Here is a 15342-nt window from a genome sequence, read left to right on the forward strand (position 1 = left end):
TGCCGCTGGACCTCCATGACGTCCCTGAAGTCGTCGACATCGCTCCTGGCCCTGTTCGCGCTGCTGCTCGCGCTGGCCGCCTGCGAAGGCGCGCGCGACAAGGCCCGCGCGCGCCAGGAAGCCGGTCGCAATCCGCAGGTCACCATCAGCGGGGAAGAGGCCGTGTTGGTGCCCGCGTGGCAGCCGCCGGCGGTGGAGATCGCGAGTGGCGAGGAACCGAAAGTCCTCGCCGAGGCGAAGAAGGCGCTCGACGAGGATCGCCTGTTCGGCGGCGAGCGCGACGCGGTGCCCCTGTTGCTGGAACTGCGCGCGCGAATGCCGGACGACCCCGAGGTCGCACGCATGCAGGCGCGCGCCGTGAAGCAACTGATCGTCCAGGGCGATGCCGCGCTCGAAGACATGGACATGGATCCCGACGCCCTGCGGCGTGCGCACGAGATCGGCGAAGTCGCGCGCACCGCGGCGGGCGACGATCCCGCCGTGCGCGCGTTCCTCTCTCGCGTCGACGGTGCGGACCAATCCGTGAAGCTCGATGTGCTCGGCGAACGCGAATTCGCCGCCGGGCGCATGGGCGGCGAGAAGGAAGGCGAGGGCGCGCTGGCCTATTTTCGCGAAGCCATGCGTGGACGCCCCGGCGACGCGCGCGCGGCGCAGGGCATCGCGGCGGTGGAAAGCAACATGATCCGGCACGCCGAAGATGCCGCGGCGCGGGCCGACTTCGGTGAGTCCGATCGCTGGCTCGCCATCGCCGGCAAGGTGCGCCCCGGCGCGGACACGGTGGCGGATGCGCGCCAGCGCATCGCGATGGTGCGCCGCCTGCGCGTGGATGCCTTGCGCGACGAGGGCGTGGCCGCGTTGATGCGCGAAGGCGGCCTGCCGCAGGCGCGTCGCGTGTTGTCCGAGATGTTGCGCATCGCAGCGCCCGGCGATCCGGCGGCGTCGGAATTGCGCGAACGCATCGACCTGGTCGCGCACTACGGCCTGTTCCGCCCCGGCCAGGTGTTCACCGACGCGCTGCGCAGCGGTGCGCGCGGGCCGCAGATGGTGGTCGTCCCGCACGGCGGATTCCTGATGGGCGCGCGCGACGGCGAAACCGATGGCCGGCCCGCCGAGCGTCCTTCGCATTACGTGCGCTTCGATCGCGGCTTCGCGATGGCGCGGACGGAAACCACGGTGGGCGAGTTCCGTCGTTTCATCGACGCCACGCAATACCGCAGCCGCGCCGTGCGCCGCGGACATTCGATCGTGTACGACGAAAGCAGCGGCAACCTGGTGCGCCGGAGCAACGTGGACTGGCGCCACACGTACACCGGCGCGCTCGCCACCGACGACATGCCCGTGCTGCACGTCAGCGCACGTGACGCCGAAGCCTATGCGCACTGGCTCTCGCAACAGACCGGGGAGCGTTACGCGCTGCCGAGCGAAGCCCAGTTCGAATACGCGGTGCGTGCAGGCACGGTCGGGCCCTTGCCTTGGGAGTCGCGCATCCCGCCGCGCAGCGCCGGCAACGTCACCGGCGGACTCGACCGTTCGCCCACCGGTCGCCAATGGCACAACGCGTTCGCAGGCTATGGCGATGGCTATTGGGGCCCCGCGCCGGCGGGCGCGTTCGCGCCGAATGCATTCGGTCTTCACGACCTGGCCGGCAACGTCAGCGAGTGGGTGGCCGACTGCTGGCACGAGGGCTACCGCCGCGCGCCGACCGACGGCCAACCCTGGGTCAACCCGGGGTGTCGCCAGCGCGTGATCCGCGGCGGCTCGTGGTTGAGCGCGCCGGCGCAAGTGCGTTCGGCGTGGCGTTTGTCGACGGATGGCGACACCACCAATGCGCGGCTGGGCTTCCGCCTCGTACGGGAGCTGTAAGTCGCACTCACGGGAGAAGGCGATGTCGATGGATCCGAACCAAGGGCAGCAGCGGCGCGGCATCGGCGGCGGTGGCATCCGCTGGTGGGTGTTGCTGCTGTTCGCCGGTTACGCGGGCTATTACTGGCTCTCCAACCGCAGCACCGACCCGCTCACCGGCGAAACGGTGATGATCGACAAGAACATTTCGCCCGACGACGAGAAAGCCCTCGGCCTGCAGGCGTGGCAGGAGTTGCTCACCACCGAACATCCGTTGCCGCCGAGCGACCCGAATGCGCAAGCGATCCGCGGGATCGCCCAACGTCTGATCGCGAAGATCCCCGAGGTGTCCGACGCACTCGCGGCCGAGCACAACCTGCAGGCGCAGCACATCGAGAAGTCCTTCGACTGGGAAGTGAACGTGCTGCAGTCCGACCAGGTGAATGCCTTCTGCCTGCCGGGCGGGAAGATGGCGGTGTACACGGGCCTGATCCCGGTGGCGCAGAACAACGACGCGATGGCGATCGTGATGGGTCATGAGATCACGCATGCGTTGTTGCGGCATGGGGCGCAGCGGATGACGGAGCAGAAGCTGGCGCAGATCGGGCAGATGGCGGGTGCGATGAGTGGGATGGATCAGTCGCAGATGCAGGCGGTGATGTCGGTCTACGGGTATGGGCGTGCGTTGCCTTATGCGCGGAAGCAGGAGTCGCAGGCGGATGAGATGGGTTTGATGCTCGCTGCGGCTGCGTGCTTCAACCCGGAGGAGGCGATTCCGTTGTGGCAGCGGATGGATGCTTCCAGCGGTGGCAATGCGCCGCCCGAGTTCGCGTCGACGCATCCGAATCCTGGGACGCGCATCCAGAATCTCCAGGCGTTGATGCCGAAGGCGATGGAGTATCGGAAGCGGTTTTGCGAGACGGCGAAATAGGCCGGAAGCCTCCACCCGAAGGGCGCGCTGACCCGCCGCGGCGTTTGTTCCCTTTCTCCGCGGAGGGCACTTCGGGCCCGCCTTTACGCTCCGAAAGGGAACAAACGCCGCGGCGGGCCATCGCGCTCACAATGCGAGCGTCCGCGCGAAGCCCAACGCAACTTCATTCGGCCGGCGGTCCGCTTCCCACCAAAAGAATCCCGACCCTCTCTCGGAAACGCCATCCATGGCCACCGAGTTCGGATCGTTGCCCATCCATGGGCAACTCCCGGGATTCTTTTGGTGGGAATCGGACCTTCGCGGCGATGCGGGAATCACACCGCTTCGGCGCAAAGCTTTTGGCTTCCGAAGCGGTGATCCATCAATTCATTGCGAAGGTCTGCTTCCCATCAAAGCAATCCCGGGAACTGCCCATGGATGGGCAGTGATCCGAGCTCGGTGGCCATGGATGGTCTTCCGAGTGAGGGTCGGGATTGCTTTGATGGGGAGCAGACCGCCCTGGAAGATGGAGGGCGGTGGGTTTCGCGCGAATCGAACAAATCGCGTGCGCGTTGGCCCGTCGCGGCGTTGATCCCTTTTCGGAGCGTCGCTCCTGCGGAGAAAAGGGATCAACGTCGCGGCGGGTCCGACGCGCCCGTCGGGTGGCGCAGGCTTTAGAAGCTCATGAACAGACCACCATTCACCGGCACATTCGCACCAGTAATGAAGCCCGCATCATCGTTCGTCAGGAATTCCACGGTACGCGCGATCTCGGAAGGCTTGCCCAACCGACCCACCGGCACACTCTCGACGATCTTGGCGCGGATCTCGTCCGGCACCTTCATGACCATCGCCGTCTCGCAATAACCCGGCGACACACTGTTGACCGTCACACCCTTGCGCGCCACTTCCCGCGCCAGCGCCATCGTGAACCCGTGCATCCCCGCCTTCGCGGCCGAATAGTTCGTCTGTCCGAACTGCCCCGTCTGCCCGTTTACCGAACTGATGTTGACGATGCGGCCGAAACCGCGCGTCGTCATGCCATCGACGACCTGGCGGCACATGTTGAACACGCCGTCGAGGTTGATGTTCATCACCGCATCCCAGTCGGTGCGCTCCATCTTGCGCAGCGTGGTGTCGCGCGTGATGCCCGCGGCGTTCACCAGGATGTCGACGCCGCCATGCTGCGCTTCGATCTCGCGCACGAGGGCGGCGCAGGCGTCGAAGTCGCCGACGTTGCCGGGGGCGAAATGGATGTCGAGGCCTTCGACGTCCTTGCGGAATTCCGCGATGCGGTCTTCGCGGGCGGCGAGGTCGGTCGCCACCACGGTGCGCCCGGCACGGGCGAGGGTCTTGCAGATCTCGGTGCCGAGACCGCCGATGCCGCCGGTCACGACGGCCACGCGCTTGCTCATTGGATCCCCGGAAAGTGTTTGTTGCGGTGCAGCAGCGATGGTCGCGCCGAACCCCGGGCCGCGTCAACGCAGCGGCCGGGCTTGTTCGGGCGGGGCCCTCAGGCCTTGGTCTTGTCCTTTTCCTTCTCGCGCGGCGGCGGCGCGGCCGTGCGGCCCATGCCGCCGACGAGGTTCTGCTGGAAATCCTTCCACATTTCCAGGTTCTTCTCGGTCAGCTGGTTGAGCATCGTCCACGGCGCCTGGCCGATCAGCCCGCTCATCTGCTGGCGGAACTGCTGTTGCTGCTCGAGGAAGATCTGCATCGAGCGCTCCAGGTAGTTGCCCATGAAGCCCTGCAGTGAATCCCCGTAGAAACGGATGATCTGGCTGAGCAACTGGGTGGAGAGCATCGGCTCTCCGTCCTGTTCGTGCTCGGCGATGATCTGCAGCAGCACGCAGCGCGTGAGGTCTTCGCCGGACTTGGCGTCGCGGACTTCGAACTCCTCGCCATCGACGATGAGCTGGCGCACGTCTTCGATGGTGATGTAGCTCGAGATGCGCGTGTCGTAGAGACGACGGTTCGGATATTTCTTGATGACGCGGAGTGGCATGTGCGGTCAACCCCCGTAGAACGCGGGGTCGAGCATGGCGCACTGCAGCAGCGGAATGCAACAGGGCTGTCAAGACCCTCAGGTCATCATTGTGAACGGGTGGTTGGCGGGGGTTTAGCCCCCGCCGGGCGCCTCACCAGCCCATGTACTGGCCACCGTTCGCGCTCAGGTTGGCGCCGGTGATCCAGCCCGCCTCGTCGGGGATGAAGAAACTGACCGCATAGGCGATCTCATCCGGCTCGCCCAGGCGGCCGGTGGGGATCTGCGCCACGATCTTGTTGCGCACTTCCTCCGGCACGGCCATCACCATGTCGGTGCCGATGTAGCCGGGCGACACCGTATTCACGGTGATGCCGAACTTCGCGTTCTCCTGCGCCAGCGAGATCGTGAAGCCGTGCATGCCGGCCTTGGCCGCCGCATAGTTCGCCTGGCCGTACTGGCCCTTCTGGCCGTTGATCGAACTGATCTGGATGATGCGGCCCCACTTTTGCGCGCGCATGGCTTCGATGACGGGGCGGGTGACGTTGAAGCAGGAATCCAGGTTGGTGCAGATCACCTCGCGCCACTGCTGCGGCGACATCTTGTGGAAGGTGGTGTCGCGGGTGATGCCGGCGTTGTTGACCAGGATCTCGACCGCACCGAGCTGGCGTTCGACCTCGCGCACCATCGCTTCGGCGTCTTCCGGCGAGGAGACGTCGCCCTTGGCCAGCGCGACCTGGATGCCTTCGGCGGCCATCTGCGCCTGCCACGCGCGCGCCTTCTCTTCGTTGCGGTAGTTGGTCGCCACGCGATGCCCCGCGCGCGCCAGGCGCTTGCAGATCGCCGTGCCGATGCCACCCGTGCCACCTGTTACCAGCGCCACTCTCGAGGTCATGCCGTACTCCTTGGATGCGTCGGGCCAGTCTAGGTCGCGAATGCGACACCCGTGTTGTGCAGTGCAATGGACCGTGCGGGAACCAGGCCGGGCACGAAGGCTGTGCGTGCTGCGGCGAGCGCACCGGGAACGTCGTCGACCTGGCCGAGGACGCGCGTGTCCTGTCCCAGCGCACGCCATGCGGCGCGCAGGGCAGGGAGCGGATTCGCATCGTCGACGGGCATTGCGTCAAGCGATTTCGAGAGTTTGCGCCCTTCGCCGTCGACCACGAGCGGCAAATGCGCGTACCGCGGCGTCGGCAGGCCGAGCGCGCGCTGCAGGAAGATCTGGCGTGGCGTGGAGTCCAGCAGGTCGGCGCCGCGTGCGATGTCGGTGATGCCTTGCGCGGCATCGTCGACGACGACGGCGAGCTGGTAGGCCCACAGGCCGTCGGCGCGGCGCAGGACGATGTCGCCGATTTCGGCGCCGACGTCCTGCACGATGCGGCCCTGGATGGCGTCGTCGAACGCGACGTCGCTGCCGCGCGGGATGCGCAGGCGGATCGCCGGGACGCGGCCTCCCTGCGGGCCCGAGACGCACGCATGGTGGATGCCGCCGATGGCGGCGAGGTCCGTGCGGCTGCACCAGCATTCGAAGGCATCGCCGTTGGCGAGCAGGCGATCGAGCGCCGCCTGGTACACCGCATCGCGCGCGCTCTGCCGCAGGATCGGGCCATCGGCGTGCAGGCCGAAGGCGTCGAGCGTACGCAGCTGTCGATCGGCCGCGCCGGCCTGCTCGCGCGGCGGGTCGAGGTCCTCCACGCGCACCCACCACTCACCGCCCGCGTGCCGCGCCAAAAGCCAGCTGCCGAAGGCTGCCAGCAGCGAGCCGAAGTGCAGCGGCCCGGTCGGAGAGGGGGCGAAACGTCCGCGATAGGCGGGTGATTCTGGGAGGTTCGTCGTGGGCATCGTCTTGAATTTAATCGACTCGCGCCCACAATGCGGAGACGGAGCCGCGCTCCCCCTGCGGACAGGATGTTAGAAACATGTTCACGCGCATCGCTTTGCTCATCGCCACCAACTTCGCGGTGCTCATGCTGCTGGGCGTGGTGATGTCCGTGCTGGGCCTCAATCCGCAGTCCTTCGCCGGCCTGCTGGTGATGGCCACCATCTTCGGCTTCGGCGGCTCGATCATCTCGCTGCTGATGTCCAAGTGGATCGCCAAGCGCGCCACGGGCGCCCACGTGATCGACCAGCCGCGCAACGAGACCGAACGCTGGCTGCTGGCCACCGTGCAGCGCCAGGCGCAGGCCGCCGGCATCGGCATGCCGGAAGTCGCCATCTACGACGCGCCGGAAATCAACGCCTTCGCCACTGGCGCCAACCGCAACAGCGCGCTGGTCGCCGTCTCCACCGGCCTGCTGCGCGCGATGGACCGCGACGAAGCCGAAGCCGTGCTCGGCCACGAAGTGAGCCACGTCGCCAACGGCGACATGGTGACCATGGCCCTGCTGCAGGGCGTGCTCAACACCTTCGTGATCGTGCTCGCGCGCGTGGTCGGCCGCATCATCGACGGCTACATCGGCGGCGGCCGCAACGAAGGCCCGGGCTTCGGGTACTTCATCATCGTGTTCGTGCTCCAGATGGTCTTCGGCCTGTTCGCGAGCATGATCGCGATGTGGTTCTCGCGTCACCGCGAGTTCCGCGCCGACGCCGGCGGCGCCACGCTGGCCGGCCGCGACAAGATGGTCGCCGCCCTGCAGCGCCTGTCGATGACCTACGGCGAGAACACGCTGCCCAAGCAGGTGGCCGCGTTCGGGATCAGCGGCAGCGTCGGCAGCGGGCTCAGGCGCCTGACGATGAGCCACCCGCCGCTGGAAGAACGCATCGAAGCGCTGCGCAACTGGAAGCCGGATTCGAGCTCGGTGCGACAGGGCGTGGTGACCTGAGGGTTGCGCCAACGCAGAAACAAGAAGCCCGCCTTTCGGCGGGCTTTTTTGTTGCGCGACTTACTGGAAGTCGTAGTCCATTTCTGGTCCGGCAGCTGCAAGGAAGTAACCCTGCACGAAGTCCACGCCGCTCGAGAACAGGAACGTCATGCTCCCCGCGTCCTGCACGAACTCGGCGATGGTCTTCGCCCCCTGTGCCGACGCCTTTTCGCTCATCTCGCGGATCTTCGCCTGGTTGTCCGGGTTGGACGCGAGGTCCTGGATGAAGGCGCGGTCGATCTTCACCAGCGCCGGCTCGAAGTGCTGCATCAGCTGGAAGGAGTTGAGGCCGGTGCCGAACTGCTCCAGGCCCACGCGGCAGCCGAGGCGCTTCACCGACGCGCGGAAATCCTGCGCCGGCTTGAGGTGCGTGAACACCTTCGACTCCGGCAACTGCAGCACCAGGCGCTCGCCGGTGATCTTGTGGGCCGCGAGTTGCTCGGCGATGAACTTGGCCAGCGTTTCGTCCTGCAGCGAGGCCTGCGTGATCTTGACCAGCAGCGTGGTGTCGATGTTCTTGCGCGCGCGTTCGGCGATGACCGCGATCGCGCGACGCACGACCCAACGGTCGATTTCCCACAGCAGGCCGTGTTCCTCGGCGATGGGCAGGAACATCTGCGGCGGCACGAGGTCGTCCGCGGTCGCGCCGCGCAGGCGCAGCAGCGCCTCGTAGGTTTCGCCCGGCTCGCCGTTGAGGCTGATGACCGGCTGGTAGTGGAGGACGAAGCCGTCGCCATCGACCGCGGCGCGGATGCGTTCGACCCATGCGCGCACGCGTTCTTCCTCGGCGCGGTCCACGGCGCCCGGGTCGAAGATCTCCGCGCGGTTGCCGCCCACGCCCACCGACGACTGCACGCCCTGGCTCGCCTTGGCGAGCACCTGCGTGACCGAGGCGATCTTCTCGCCGATCTGCACGCCGCCGATGCTGACGGTGGCGCTCAGCGAGCGCGCACCGACCGAGAACACATGGTCGGCGAAGGCCGCGCGCAGGCGCTCGGCGAGCGCGACGGTGCCGACGTGATCGCTGTTGCGCGAGAGCACCGCGAACTGGTGTTCGCCGAAGCGCGCCGCGATGTCGTCTTCGCCCAGCGCACTGCGCAGGCGTTCGGCCAGCGCGGCGATGAGGTCGTCCGCCTGCGCCAGGCCGATCTCCTGCACCATTCGCACGAAGTGGTCCGGCTCCACGAGCAGCAGGCCGTGGCTCGCGCCGCTCTGTGCGGTGCTGGCGACCGCGCCTTCCAGGGTCTGCAGGAACGTGGCGCGGTTGAGCAGGCCGGTGACCTGGTCGCGCTGGCGCAGTTCTTCCACTTCGCGTGCGAGCGCCGGGTCCGATTCCTGGCGGCGGAACACGATCTGCACGCAGGATTCGCCGTCGTAGAAGGCGGGCGTGAATTCCATGACGGCCGGGAAGTGGTTGTTGTCCTGGTCTATGGCTTCGAGTTCGTAGCGCGGCGGCGGCGTTTCGCCCTTCGAGAGCTTCTTGAGCAGCGTCTTGAAGTCGGCGACGTGGCCGGGCGCGACGAGGTCGAGCAGCGACATGCCTTCGATGTCCTCGAAGGACCCGAAGCCGAACATTTCCAGGTAAGCCTGGTTCGCGCGGATGTGCATGCCTTCATGCACGTAGGCGATGGGTTCGCGCGAGGAATCGATGAGGGCGTCGCAACGGCGTTCGGTTTCGCGCACCTGCGCTTCGAGCAGGCGTTGGGCGCGGCGCGCTTCCAGGTCGGCCCATTCGGTGCGGACCACGCCGAGCACGTGCGGCGGGCGCCCGCGCAGCGCGATGTTGCGCACGCCGCGTTCCTGGGCGTTGAGCAGCGTGGCGTCGTCGACGGTGTCGACGACCATGACGACGGGGATGTCCTTGCCGCTGGCGTCCACGGCCTGCATGGTCGCGGCCAGGGTGGTCTGCTTCGCGTCGCGGGCGGCGATGACCAGGTCGAGCGGTGCACCGAGCATGCCGGGCAGGTCGTTTTCCGACTCAGGGCGCGCCACCCGCACGGCGATGCCGGCGTTGCGCAATCCGCTGACGATGGCTTCCGCCGCCTCGACGCTGTCGTCGACGATCAGCAGGCGCAGCACGCTGTCCTGTTTGAGTCGCATCCGGTCTCTCTCGCTCTTGCCATTGCCCTGTTCGCCGTCTTCGGTCGGAAACCGTTTCCCCGGCGACGAACGGACACACTTATGGCACGAATGGCGCCCTCAGGTCCATGCGGCGAGCGTCATGCAACGGGTCTTTTTCCGGTATCGCCGGGCAGTTCACGGACCAGGCGGGGGACGAGGTAGCCGGACAGGCGTGCGCTTAGCGCACGATGCAGGGCGAGGGCGGTCGGATCGTCCACTTCGAAATGCGCCGCGCCCTGCACCCGGTCGAGCTGGTGCAGGTAATAAGGCAGCACACCGGCCACATGCCCGCGTTCGCTGAGCGCGGCCAGGGCGTCGACATCGTCGTTGACCCCGCGCAGCAGGACGGCCTGGTTGAGCAGCATCGCGCCGGCCCCGCGCAGGCGGGCGAGGGCGGCATCGACCTCGGTATCGAACTCCCGCGCGTGGTTGGCATGCAGCACGATCGTGACCGGCCAGGGCAGCGAGGCGCACCAGTCGACCAGCGCGTCGTCCACGCGGTCGGGCAGCACGATCGGCAGGCGCGTGTGCAGGCGCAGGCGGCGCACGTGCGGAATCGCGGCGAGCGCGTCGGTGAGTTCGGCGAGCTTCGGCGTGGCGAGCGAGAGCGGGTCGCCGCCGGAGAGCAGCACTTCCTCGATGCTCGGGTCTTCGGCGATGCGCGCGATCGCGCCGGCCCATCCACCGGCCGCGGCGGTGTCGGCGGCGTAGTCGAAATGGCGGCGGAAACAATAGCGGCAGTGGACGGCACAGCTTCCGGTGGCCACCAGCAGGGCGCGCCCCTGGTACTTCTGCAGCACGCCGTTCGCGGTGCGGGCCGGGCCGTCGCCGACGGCGTCGAGGGAGAAGCCGGGGACGAGGCGGTCCTCATCGTCGAGCGGCAGCACCTGGCGCAGCAGCGGGTCGTGCGGGTCGCCGGGCTGCATGCGCGCGACGAAGGCGCGCGGCACGCGCAGCGGGAACTGGGCGGCGGCCGCATCGGAGATGCGATCGCCCAGCGCGGCCAGGTCGAGCATCGCGAGCAGCTCGCGCGGATCCCGCACGGCCTCGCGCCATTGGCGCTGCCAGCCGGCGGATGTCGGTGCCGGCTCGGTGGCCGCGGGTGGAGGGAGGGCTTGTGGGGCGGGTATCATGTGGCCGTTCGCAATTGCCTGGGCGCCCGGCGCCGCCAGGATCCCCCGAAAAGCCCGACATTCTAGCCGCCCATGCAATCCGGGCGGCCCGAAGGCTTCATCGCATCACATAAGACCAGGAGCAACACCGTGGCCACGCTAGGCATGAACGACGTCAAGACCGGGCAGAAGATCCTGGTCAACAACGACCCTTGCATCATCACCGACACCGAATACGTCAAGCCGGGCAAGGGCCAGGCGTTCACCCGCGTGAAGTACCGCAGCATCAAGTCCGGCCGCGTCGTCGAAATGACGATGAAGGCCACCGACAACGTGGAACAGGCCGATGTCGTCGACACCGACATGCAGTTCCTCTACGCCGACGGCGAGTACTGGCACTTCATGAATCCGGAGTCCTTCGAGCAGGTGCAGGCCGACAAGGCCGGCATGGGCGGCGCCGACAAGTGGCTGAAGGGCGAGGAAGAGTGCGTGGTCACGCTGTGGAACGGCACGCCGATCATGGTGCAGCCGCCGAACTTCGTCGAACTGAAGATCGTCGAGACCGATCCGGGCGTCCGCGGCGACACCTCGGGCGGCGGCGGCAAGCCCGCTACCCTGGAGACCGGCGCGGTCGTGCGCGTGCCGCTGTTCGTCGGCCAGGAAGAAACGATCAAGGTCGACACGCGTTCGGGCGAATACGTCAGCCGCGTGAAGTAAGCCGATGGACTTCGATTCCTCGGCGGTCGTGTACCTCGCGGTGTGGCTGGTCGGCGTGCTGATCGCCGCCGGCGCCGTGCTGTGGCTGTGGAATTCCACGTTGCCCCGGATCTTCCCGGGGCGCGTGCGCGGCCTGTCCTACGGTGAGTCGCTGCGCCTGATGATCCTGGCGTGGCTGTTGTTCGGCGCCGGTGCCTTCGGCCTGACCTACGCCCTCGGCGTCGGCGTCTGGTGAGCGTGCAGCCCGAAGCCTGCGACCTGTTGATCGAAGCCGGCCACGTCGTGCCGGTGGTGCCGCATGGCGTGGTGCTGGACGACCACGCCGTCGCGATTCGCGACGGTGCCATCGTCGCCGTGCTGCCCATCGCCGAAGCGCGCACGCGCTTTGCCGCGAAGGAGATCGTCTCGCGCCCGCATTCGGCGCTGATCCCGGGCCTGGTCAATGCGCACGTGCACAACCCGATGACGCTGCTGCGCGGCGTCGCGGACGACCTGCCGCTGATGGAATGGCTGCAGGGCCACATCTGGCCGATCGAGGCCGCGGTGATCGGCCCGGAATTCGTCGCCGACGGCGTGACGCTTGCCATCGCCGAGATGCTTCGCGGCGGCACCACCTGCTGCAACGAAAACTACTTCTATCCCGACGTGCAGGCCGCCACGTATCGTCGCCATGGTTTCCGTGCGCGCGTGGGCCTGCCGATCATCGATTTCCCCACCGCGTGGGCGCGCACGCCGGACGAATACTTCGACCGCGCGGGCGAAGTGCACGACCAATGGCGCAACGATCCGCTGGTGGCCACGGCCTTCGCGCCGCATGCGCCGTACACGGTGTCGGATGCGAATTTCGAACGCATCCGCATGCTGTCCGACCAGCTCGACGTGCCGGTGCACTGCCACGTGCACGAAACCGCGCACGAAGTGGCCGAAGCGCAGCGCACGCTGGGCCAGCGCCAGATCGCGCGCCTGGACCGCCTGGGCCTGGTCAACGACCGCCTGATCGCCGTGCACATGACGCAGCTCACCGACGCGGAGATCGCGTTGTGCGCCGAGCGCGGCGTGAGCGTGGCGCATTGCCCCGAGTCCAACCTCAAGCTCGCCTCGGGTTTCTGCCCGGTCGCGAAGCTGTCGAAGGCGGGCGTGAACCTCGCCATCGGCACCGATGGCGCAGCGAGCAACAACGATCTCGACATGTTCGGCGAGATGCGCACCGCCGCGTTGCTCGCCAAGGGCGTGGGCGAGGATGCCGCCGCACTGGACGCCTTCGAAACCCTGCGCGCCGCGACGCTCGGAGGCGCGAAGGCGCTGGAGTTCGACGACCGCATCGGTTCGATCGAGCCGGGCAAGCAGGCCGACCTGGTGTGCGTGGACCTGGACCCGCTCGAAACGCAGCCCTTGCATCACGTCGTCTCGCAGTTGGTGTATGCCTGCGGGCGCCACCAGGTGACCGACGTGTGGATCGCCGGCCACCGCAAGCTCGACCGGCGCGTGCTGGTCGACCTGGACACCGACGCGCTCGTCGCCAACGCGCGCCAGTGGCGCGACCGCATCGCCGCGGTGCGCACCGCGTAAGCCAACGACAGCGCAGGAATCGCATGAACACCGAAGCGCCGACCGACAACTTCCGCCAGTCCGAGCTCGATCGCTTCAACCAGCTCGCCCATCGCTGGTGGGACCCGAACGGCCCGCAGAAGGCGCTGCATGCGCTCAATCCCGCGCGCCTGTCGTATGTCGCCGAGCGCACGCCGCTCGCCGGCGCGCGCGTGCTCGACATCGGCTGCGGCGGCGGCTTGCTGAGCGAAGCGATGGCCGCGGCCGGCAGCGAGGTCACCGCCATCGATCTCGCGCCGGATTTGCTGAAGATTGCGCGCCTGCACGGTTTGGAATCCGGCGTTGCGGTCGACTACCGACAGGTCGCCGCAGAGACGCTCGCCGAACAAATGCCCGCCGCTTTCGACGCGATCACCTGCATGGAAATGCTCGAGCACGTGCCCGAGCCGCCGTCGGTGCTCGCCGCCTGCGCGCGCATGCTCAAGCCGGGCGGTCGCCTGTTCCTCTCCACGCTCAACCGCACGCCCGCCGCCTTCGCGCTGGCGATCGTGGGTGCCGAGTACATCGCGCGCATCCTGCCGAAGGGCACGCACCAGTACCGCGATTTCATCAAGCCGTCGGAACTGGCGGCGTGGCTGCGCGAAGCGGGCTTCGAACTCGAAGACGTCAGCGGCCTGCTGTACGAGCCCTGGCGCAACGCGGCGCGCGTGGACAAGCGCACCGACGTGAACTACCTCGCCTGCGCACGGAAGCCCGCATGACCGCAGCAAGGAAGGAGCGCGGTTTCCCGTGCGTGGTGTTGTTCGACCTCGATGGCACCTTGCTGGACAGCGCGCCGGACATGCTCGCCACCGTCGATGCGATGCGCGCCGCACGCGGCCGCGGCCCGATGGCGATGGAGACGCTGCGCCCGGTCGTCTCCAAGGGCGCGCGCGCGATGACCGCGGCGGCCTTCCCCGACATCCCGGCCGAAGAACGCAACCAGTGGATCCCCGAGTTCCTGGAGATCTACGAGCGCGAACTCGGCAAGCACGGCACGCTGTTCGACGGCATCGACGCGATGCTGCACGCGTTGGAAGCTGCCGGTAGCGCGTGGGGCATCGTCACCAACAAGCCCGAATACCTCGCGCGCCAGCTCATGCCGATGCTCGGTTGGGAAACGCGCTGCGCGATCCTGATCGGCGGCGACACGCTGGCCGAACGCAAACCGCACCCATTGCCGCTGCTGCACGCAGCGCAGGTGCTGGGCGTGACGCCCGACGACTGCGTGTACGTCGGCGACGACGAGCGCGACATCATGGCCGCGCGTGCCGCGGAGATGCGCAGCGTCGTCGCCCTGTGGGGCTACCGCCTGCACGAGGACGATCCGATGGCCTGGCAGGGCGATGTGCTCGTCGAAACCCCGCATGCGCTGTGCGATGCGCATGCCTGGCCGGAGCGCTGAAGATGGTCCGCGATCCCGCCGTCGACTCCGTCATCGAAAAGTGGCGCGCGCAGTGGCCCGAATGGCCGCTCGCCGAACCCTTCGTGCCGCCGCTGCATCGCGAACGCGCGCTTGCGTGGTTCGCGCTGCGCCATGAATTGATGCACGCCGCGTGGAGCGGCAACGATCCGCGTCCGGGCGAAGCGAAGCTTGCCTGGTGGGGCGAAGAACTCCAAGGCTGGCGCAAGGGCGCGCATCGCCATCCGCTCGGCAACGTGCTGCAACCGATGCCTGCGCCCTGGCAGTCGGTGTCCTTCGGCTTGCCCTCGCTGCTCGCCGCGCGCGAACGCGCCGGGACCACCGATGAAGCACTGCGCGTGATCGAACCTTTCAGCGACAGCATGGCCGCCGTGTCGGAAACGCTGTTCGGCAACGGGCGTCCGACGCCGATGCCGAACGTCGGGCTCGGCCTGCTCGCCGAACGCGCGCTCGACGGCGGGGATGTCGCCGTGCCGCTGGAATTCCTCGCGAAGATCGAGCCGCGCGATCCGCCCCTGACGGCCGCGCGCGCCTGGGCGGCCGACCTGCTCGCGCGCTGGCCCGCACCGCACGACGGCGCCGTGGCCGGTCGCCTGCATGCCGCGCTGGTCCGCGAACGCCTGCAGCGCTTTGCCCGCGGCGGGACGCCGGAGCGCCCCTTGCCTGCGTGGCGGGCGCTGTTCACCTCCTGGCGCGCCGCGCGCCGCTGATCGGCGCGCGCCCGCACGGGGAATCCAGCGTTGCATCGGCGTGATCACGGCCCCCCGGTCCGGGTGGCTACAATG

General features: G+C 68.0%; 15 protein-coding genes. 9 read left to right on the forward strand and 6 right to left on the reverse strand.

Features of this window, described 5'->3' with window-relative positions:
• Positions 1 to 15: 15 nt before the first annotated feature.
• Complete coding sequence (locus LVB87_RS09630) at positions 16 to 1863, forward strand: formylglycine-generating enzyme family protein (RefSeq protein ID WP_232897762.1); 1848 nt, start codon at positions 16 to 18, stop codon at positions 1861 to 1863.
• Positions 1864 to 1885: 22 nt separating this feature from the next.
• Complete coding sequence (locus LVB87_RS09635) at positions 1886 to 2773, forward strand: M48 family metallopeptidase (RefSeq protein WP_232897763.1); 888 nt, start codon at positions 1886 to 1888, stop codon at positions 2771 to 2773.
• Between the two features lie 653 nt (positions 2774 to 3426).
• Here LVB87_RS09635 and phbB (LVB87_RS09640) read toward each other — a convergent pair.
• From phbB (LVB87_RS09640) to gluQRS, 4 genes are all read right to left on the reverse strand, one after another.
• Positions 3427 to 4167 carry an acetoacetyl-CoA reductase gene (gene phbB / locus LVB87_RS09640; protein WP_232897764.1) on the reverse strand — a complete coding sequence of 247 codons (741 nt, stop codon included), beginning with the start codon at positions 4165 to 4167 and terminating at the stop codon, positions 3427 to 3429.
• A 98-nt stretch (positions 4168 to 4265) separates the two neighbouring features.
• Positions 4266 to 4757: a polyhydroxyalkanoate synthesis repressor PhaR gene (gene phaR / locus LVB87_RS09645; protein ID WP_232897765.1), complete on the reverse strand. Its 492-nt coding sequence runs from the start codon at positions 4755 to 4757 to the stop codon at positions 4266 to 4268.
• Between the two features lie 133 nt (positions 4758 to 4890).
• Positions 4891 to 5631 (reverse strand): acetoacetyl-CoA reductase, encoded by a 741-nt coding sequence (gene phbB, locus LVB87_RS09650; RefSeq protein WP_232897766.1) that lies wholly within the window; start codon positions 5629 to 5631, stop codon positions 4891 to 4893.
• Positions 5632 to 5660: 29 nt separating this feature from the next.
• The gene (gluQRS, locus tag LVB87_RS09655; RefSeq protein ID WP_232897767.1) at positions 5661 to 6578 is read right to left on the reverse strand and encodes a tRNA glutamyl-Q(34) synthetase GluQRS; all 918 of its coding nucleotides are present in this window, start codon (positions 6576 to 6578) and stop codon (positions 5661 to 5663) included.
• Between the two features lie 77 nt (positions 6579 to 6655).
• Here gluQRS and htpX point away from each other — a divergent pair, with 77 nt between their 5' ends.
• On the forward strand, positions 6656 to 7558 hold the full coding sequence (gene htpX, locus LVB87_RS09660; protein WP_232897768.1) for a protease HtpX: 903 nt from the start codon (positions 6656 to 6658) through the stop codon (positions 7556 to 7558).
• A 60-nt stretch (positions 7559 to 7618) separates the two neighbouring features.
• Here the strand turns inward: htpX and LVB87_RS09665 are convergent, their stop codons facing one another.
• Entirely contained in the window at positions 7619 to 9697 is a 2079-nt protein-coding gene (locus LVB87_RS09665) for an EAL domain-containing protein (RefSeq protein ID WP_232897769.1), read from the reverse strand.
• Between the two features lie 119 nt (positions 9698 to 9816).
• Positions 9817 to 10851, reverse strand: coding sequence for an EF-P beta-lysylation protein EpmB (epmB, locus tag LVB87_RS09670; protein ID WP_232897770.1), 1035 nt, complete (start codon positions 10849 to 10851; stop codon positions 9817 to 9819).
• Between the two features lie 129 nt (positions 10852 to 10980).
• Here epmB and efp point away from each other — a divergent pair, with 129 nt between their 5' ends.
• From efp to LVB87_RS09700, 6 genes are read left to right on the forward strand one after another with little or no spacing between them, the layout of a single operon-like run.
• On the forward strand, positions 10981 to 11547 hold the full coding sequence (efp, locus tag LVB87_RS09675) for an elongation factor P (protein WP_232897771.1): 567 nt from the start codon (positions 10981 to 10983) through the stop codon (positions 11545 to 11547).
• A 4-nt stretch (positions 11548 to 11551) separates the two neighbouring features.
• Positions 11552 to 11782 (forward strand): hypothetical protein, encoded by a 231-nt coding sequence (locus LVB87_RS09680; RefSeq protein WP_232897772.1) that lies wholly within the window; start codon positions 11552 to 11554, stop codon positions 11780 to 11782.
• Entirely contained in the window at positions 11776 to 13116 is a 1341-nt protein-coding gene (locus LVB87_RS09685; RefSeq protein WP_232900528.1) for a TRZ/ATZ family hydrolase, read from the forward strand. Before LVB87_RS09680 ends, LVB87_RS09685 begins: the two co-directional genes overlap by 7 nt.
• A gap of 23 nt (positions 13117 to 13139) precedes the next feature.
• The gene (gene ubiG / locus LVB87_RS09690; protein ID WP_232897773.1) at positions 13140 to 13856 is read left to right on the forward strand and encodes a bifunctional 2-polyprenyl-6-hydroxyphenol methylase/3-demethylubiquinol 3-O-methyltransferase UbiG; all 717 of its coding nucleotides are present in this window, start codon (positions 13140 to 13142) and stop codon (positions 13854 to 13856) included.
• Positions 13853 to 14539 carry a phosphoglycolate phosphatase gene (locus tag LVB87_RS09695; protein ID WP_232897774.1) on the forward strand — a complete coding sequence of 229 codons (687 nt, stop codon included), beginning with the start codon at positions 13853 to 13855 and terminating at the stop codon, positions 14537 to 14539. The genes ubiG and LVB87_RS09695 overlap by 4 nt, the downstream gene beginning before the upstream one ends.
• 2 nt (positions 14540 to 14541) lie before the next feature.
• Complete coding sequence (locus tag LVB87_RS09700) at positions 14542 to 15267, forward strand: phytoene/squalene synthase family protein (protein WP_232897775.1); 726 nt, start codon at positions 14542 to 14544, stop codon at positions 15265 to 15267.
• The last annotated feature ends 75 nt before the right edge of the window (positions 15268 to 15342 follow it).

The organism is Lysobacter sp. KIS68-7 (assembly GCF_021284745.1).
In the GTDB taxonomy this organism is placed as follows: Bacteria; Pseudomonadota; Gammaproteobacteria; order Xanthomonadales; family Xanthomonadaceae; genus Noviluteimonas.

Coding starts and splice junctions, on each gene's coding strand:
- LVB87_RS09630 (WP_232897762.1), top strand. CDS start 16: ATGACGTCCCTGAAGTCGTCGACATCGCTCCTGGCCCTGTTCGCGCTG.
- LVB87_RS09635 (WP_232897763.1), top strand. CDS start 1,886: ATGTCGATGGATCCGAACCAAGGGCAGCAGCGGCGCGGCATCGGCGGC.
- phbB (WP_232897764.1), bottom strand. CDS start 4,167: ATGAGCAAGCGCGTGGCCGTCGTGACCGGCGGCATCGGCGGTCTCGGC.
- phaR (WP_232897765.1), bottom strand. CDS start 4,757: ATGCCACTCCGCGTCATCAAGAAATATCCGAACCGTCGTCTCTACGAC.
- phbB (WP_232897766.1), bottom strand. CDS start 5,631: ATGACCTCGAGAGTGGCGCTGGTAACAGGTGGCACGGGTGGCATCGGC.
- gluQRS (WP_232897767.1), bottom strand. CDS start 6,578: ATGCCCACGACGAACCTCCCAGAATCACCCGCCTATCGCGGACGTTTC.
- htpX (WP_232897768.1), top strand. CDS start 6,656: ATGTTCACGCGCATCGCTTTGCTCATCGCCACCAACTTCGCGGTGCTC.
- LVB87_RS09665 (WP_232897769.1), bottom strand. CDS start 9,697: ATGCGACTCAAACAGGACAGCGTGCTGCGCCTGCTGATCGTCGACGAC.
- epmB (WP_232897770.1), bottom strand. CDS start 10,851: ATGATACCCGCCCCACAAGCCCTCCCTCCACCCGCGGCCACCGAGCCG.
- LVB87_RS09680 (WP_232897772.1), top strand. CDS start 11,552: ATGGACTTCGATTCCTCGGCGGTCGTGTACCTCGCGGTGTGGCTGGTC.
- ubiG (WP_232897773.1), top strand. CDS start 13,140: ATGAACACCGAAGCGCCGACCGACAACTTCCGCCAGTCCGAGCTCGAT.
- LVB87_RS09695 (WP_232897774.1), top strand. CDS start 13,853: ATGACCGCAGCAAGGAAGGAGCGCGGTTTCCCGTGCGTGGTGTTGTTC.
- LVB87_RS09700 (WP_232897775.1), top strand. CDS start 14,542: ATGGTCCGCGATCCCGCCGTCGACTCCGTCATCGAAAAGTGGCGCGCG.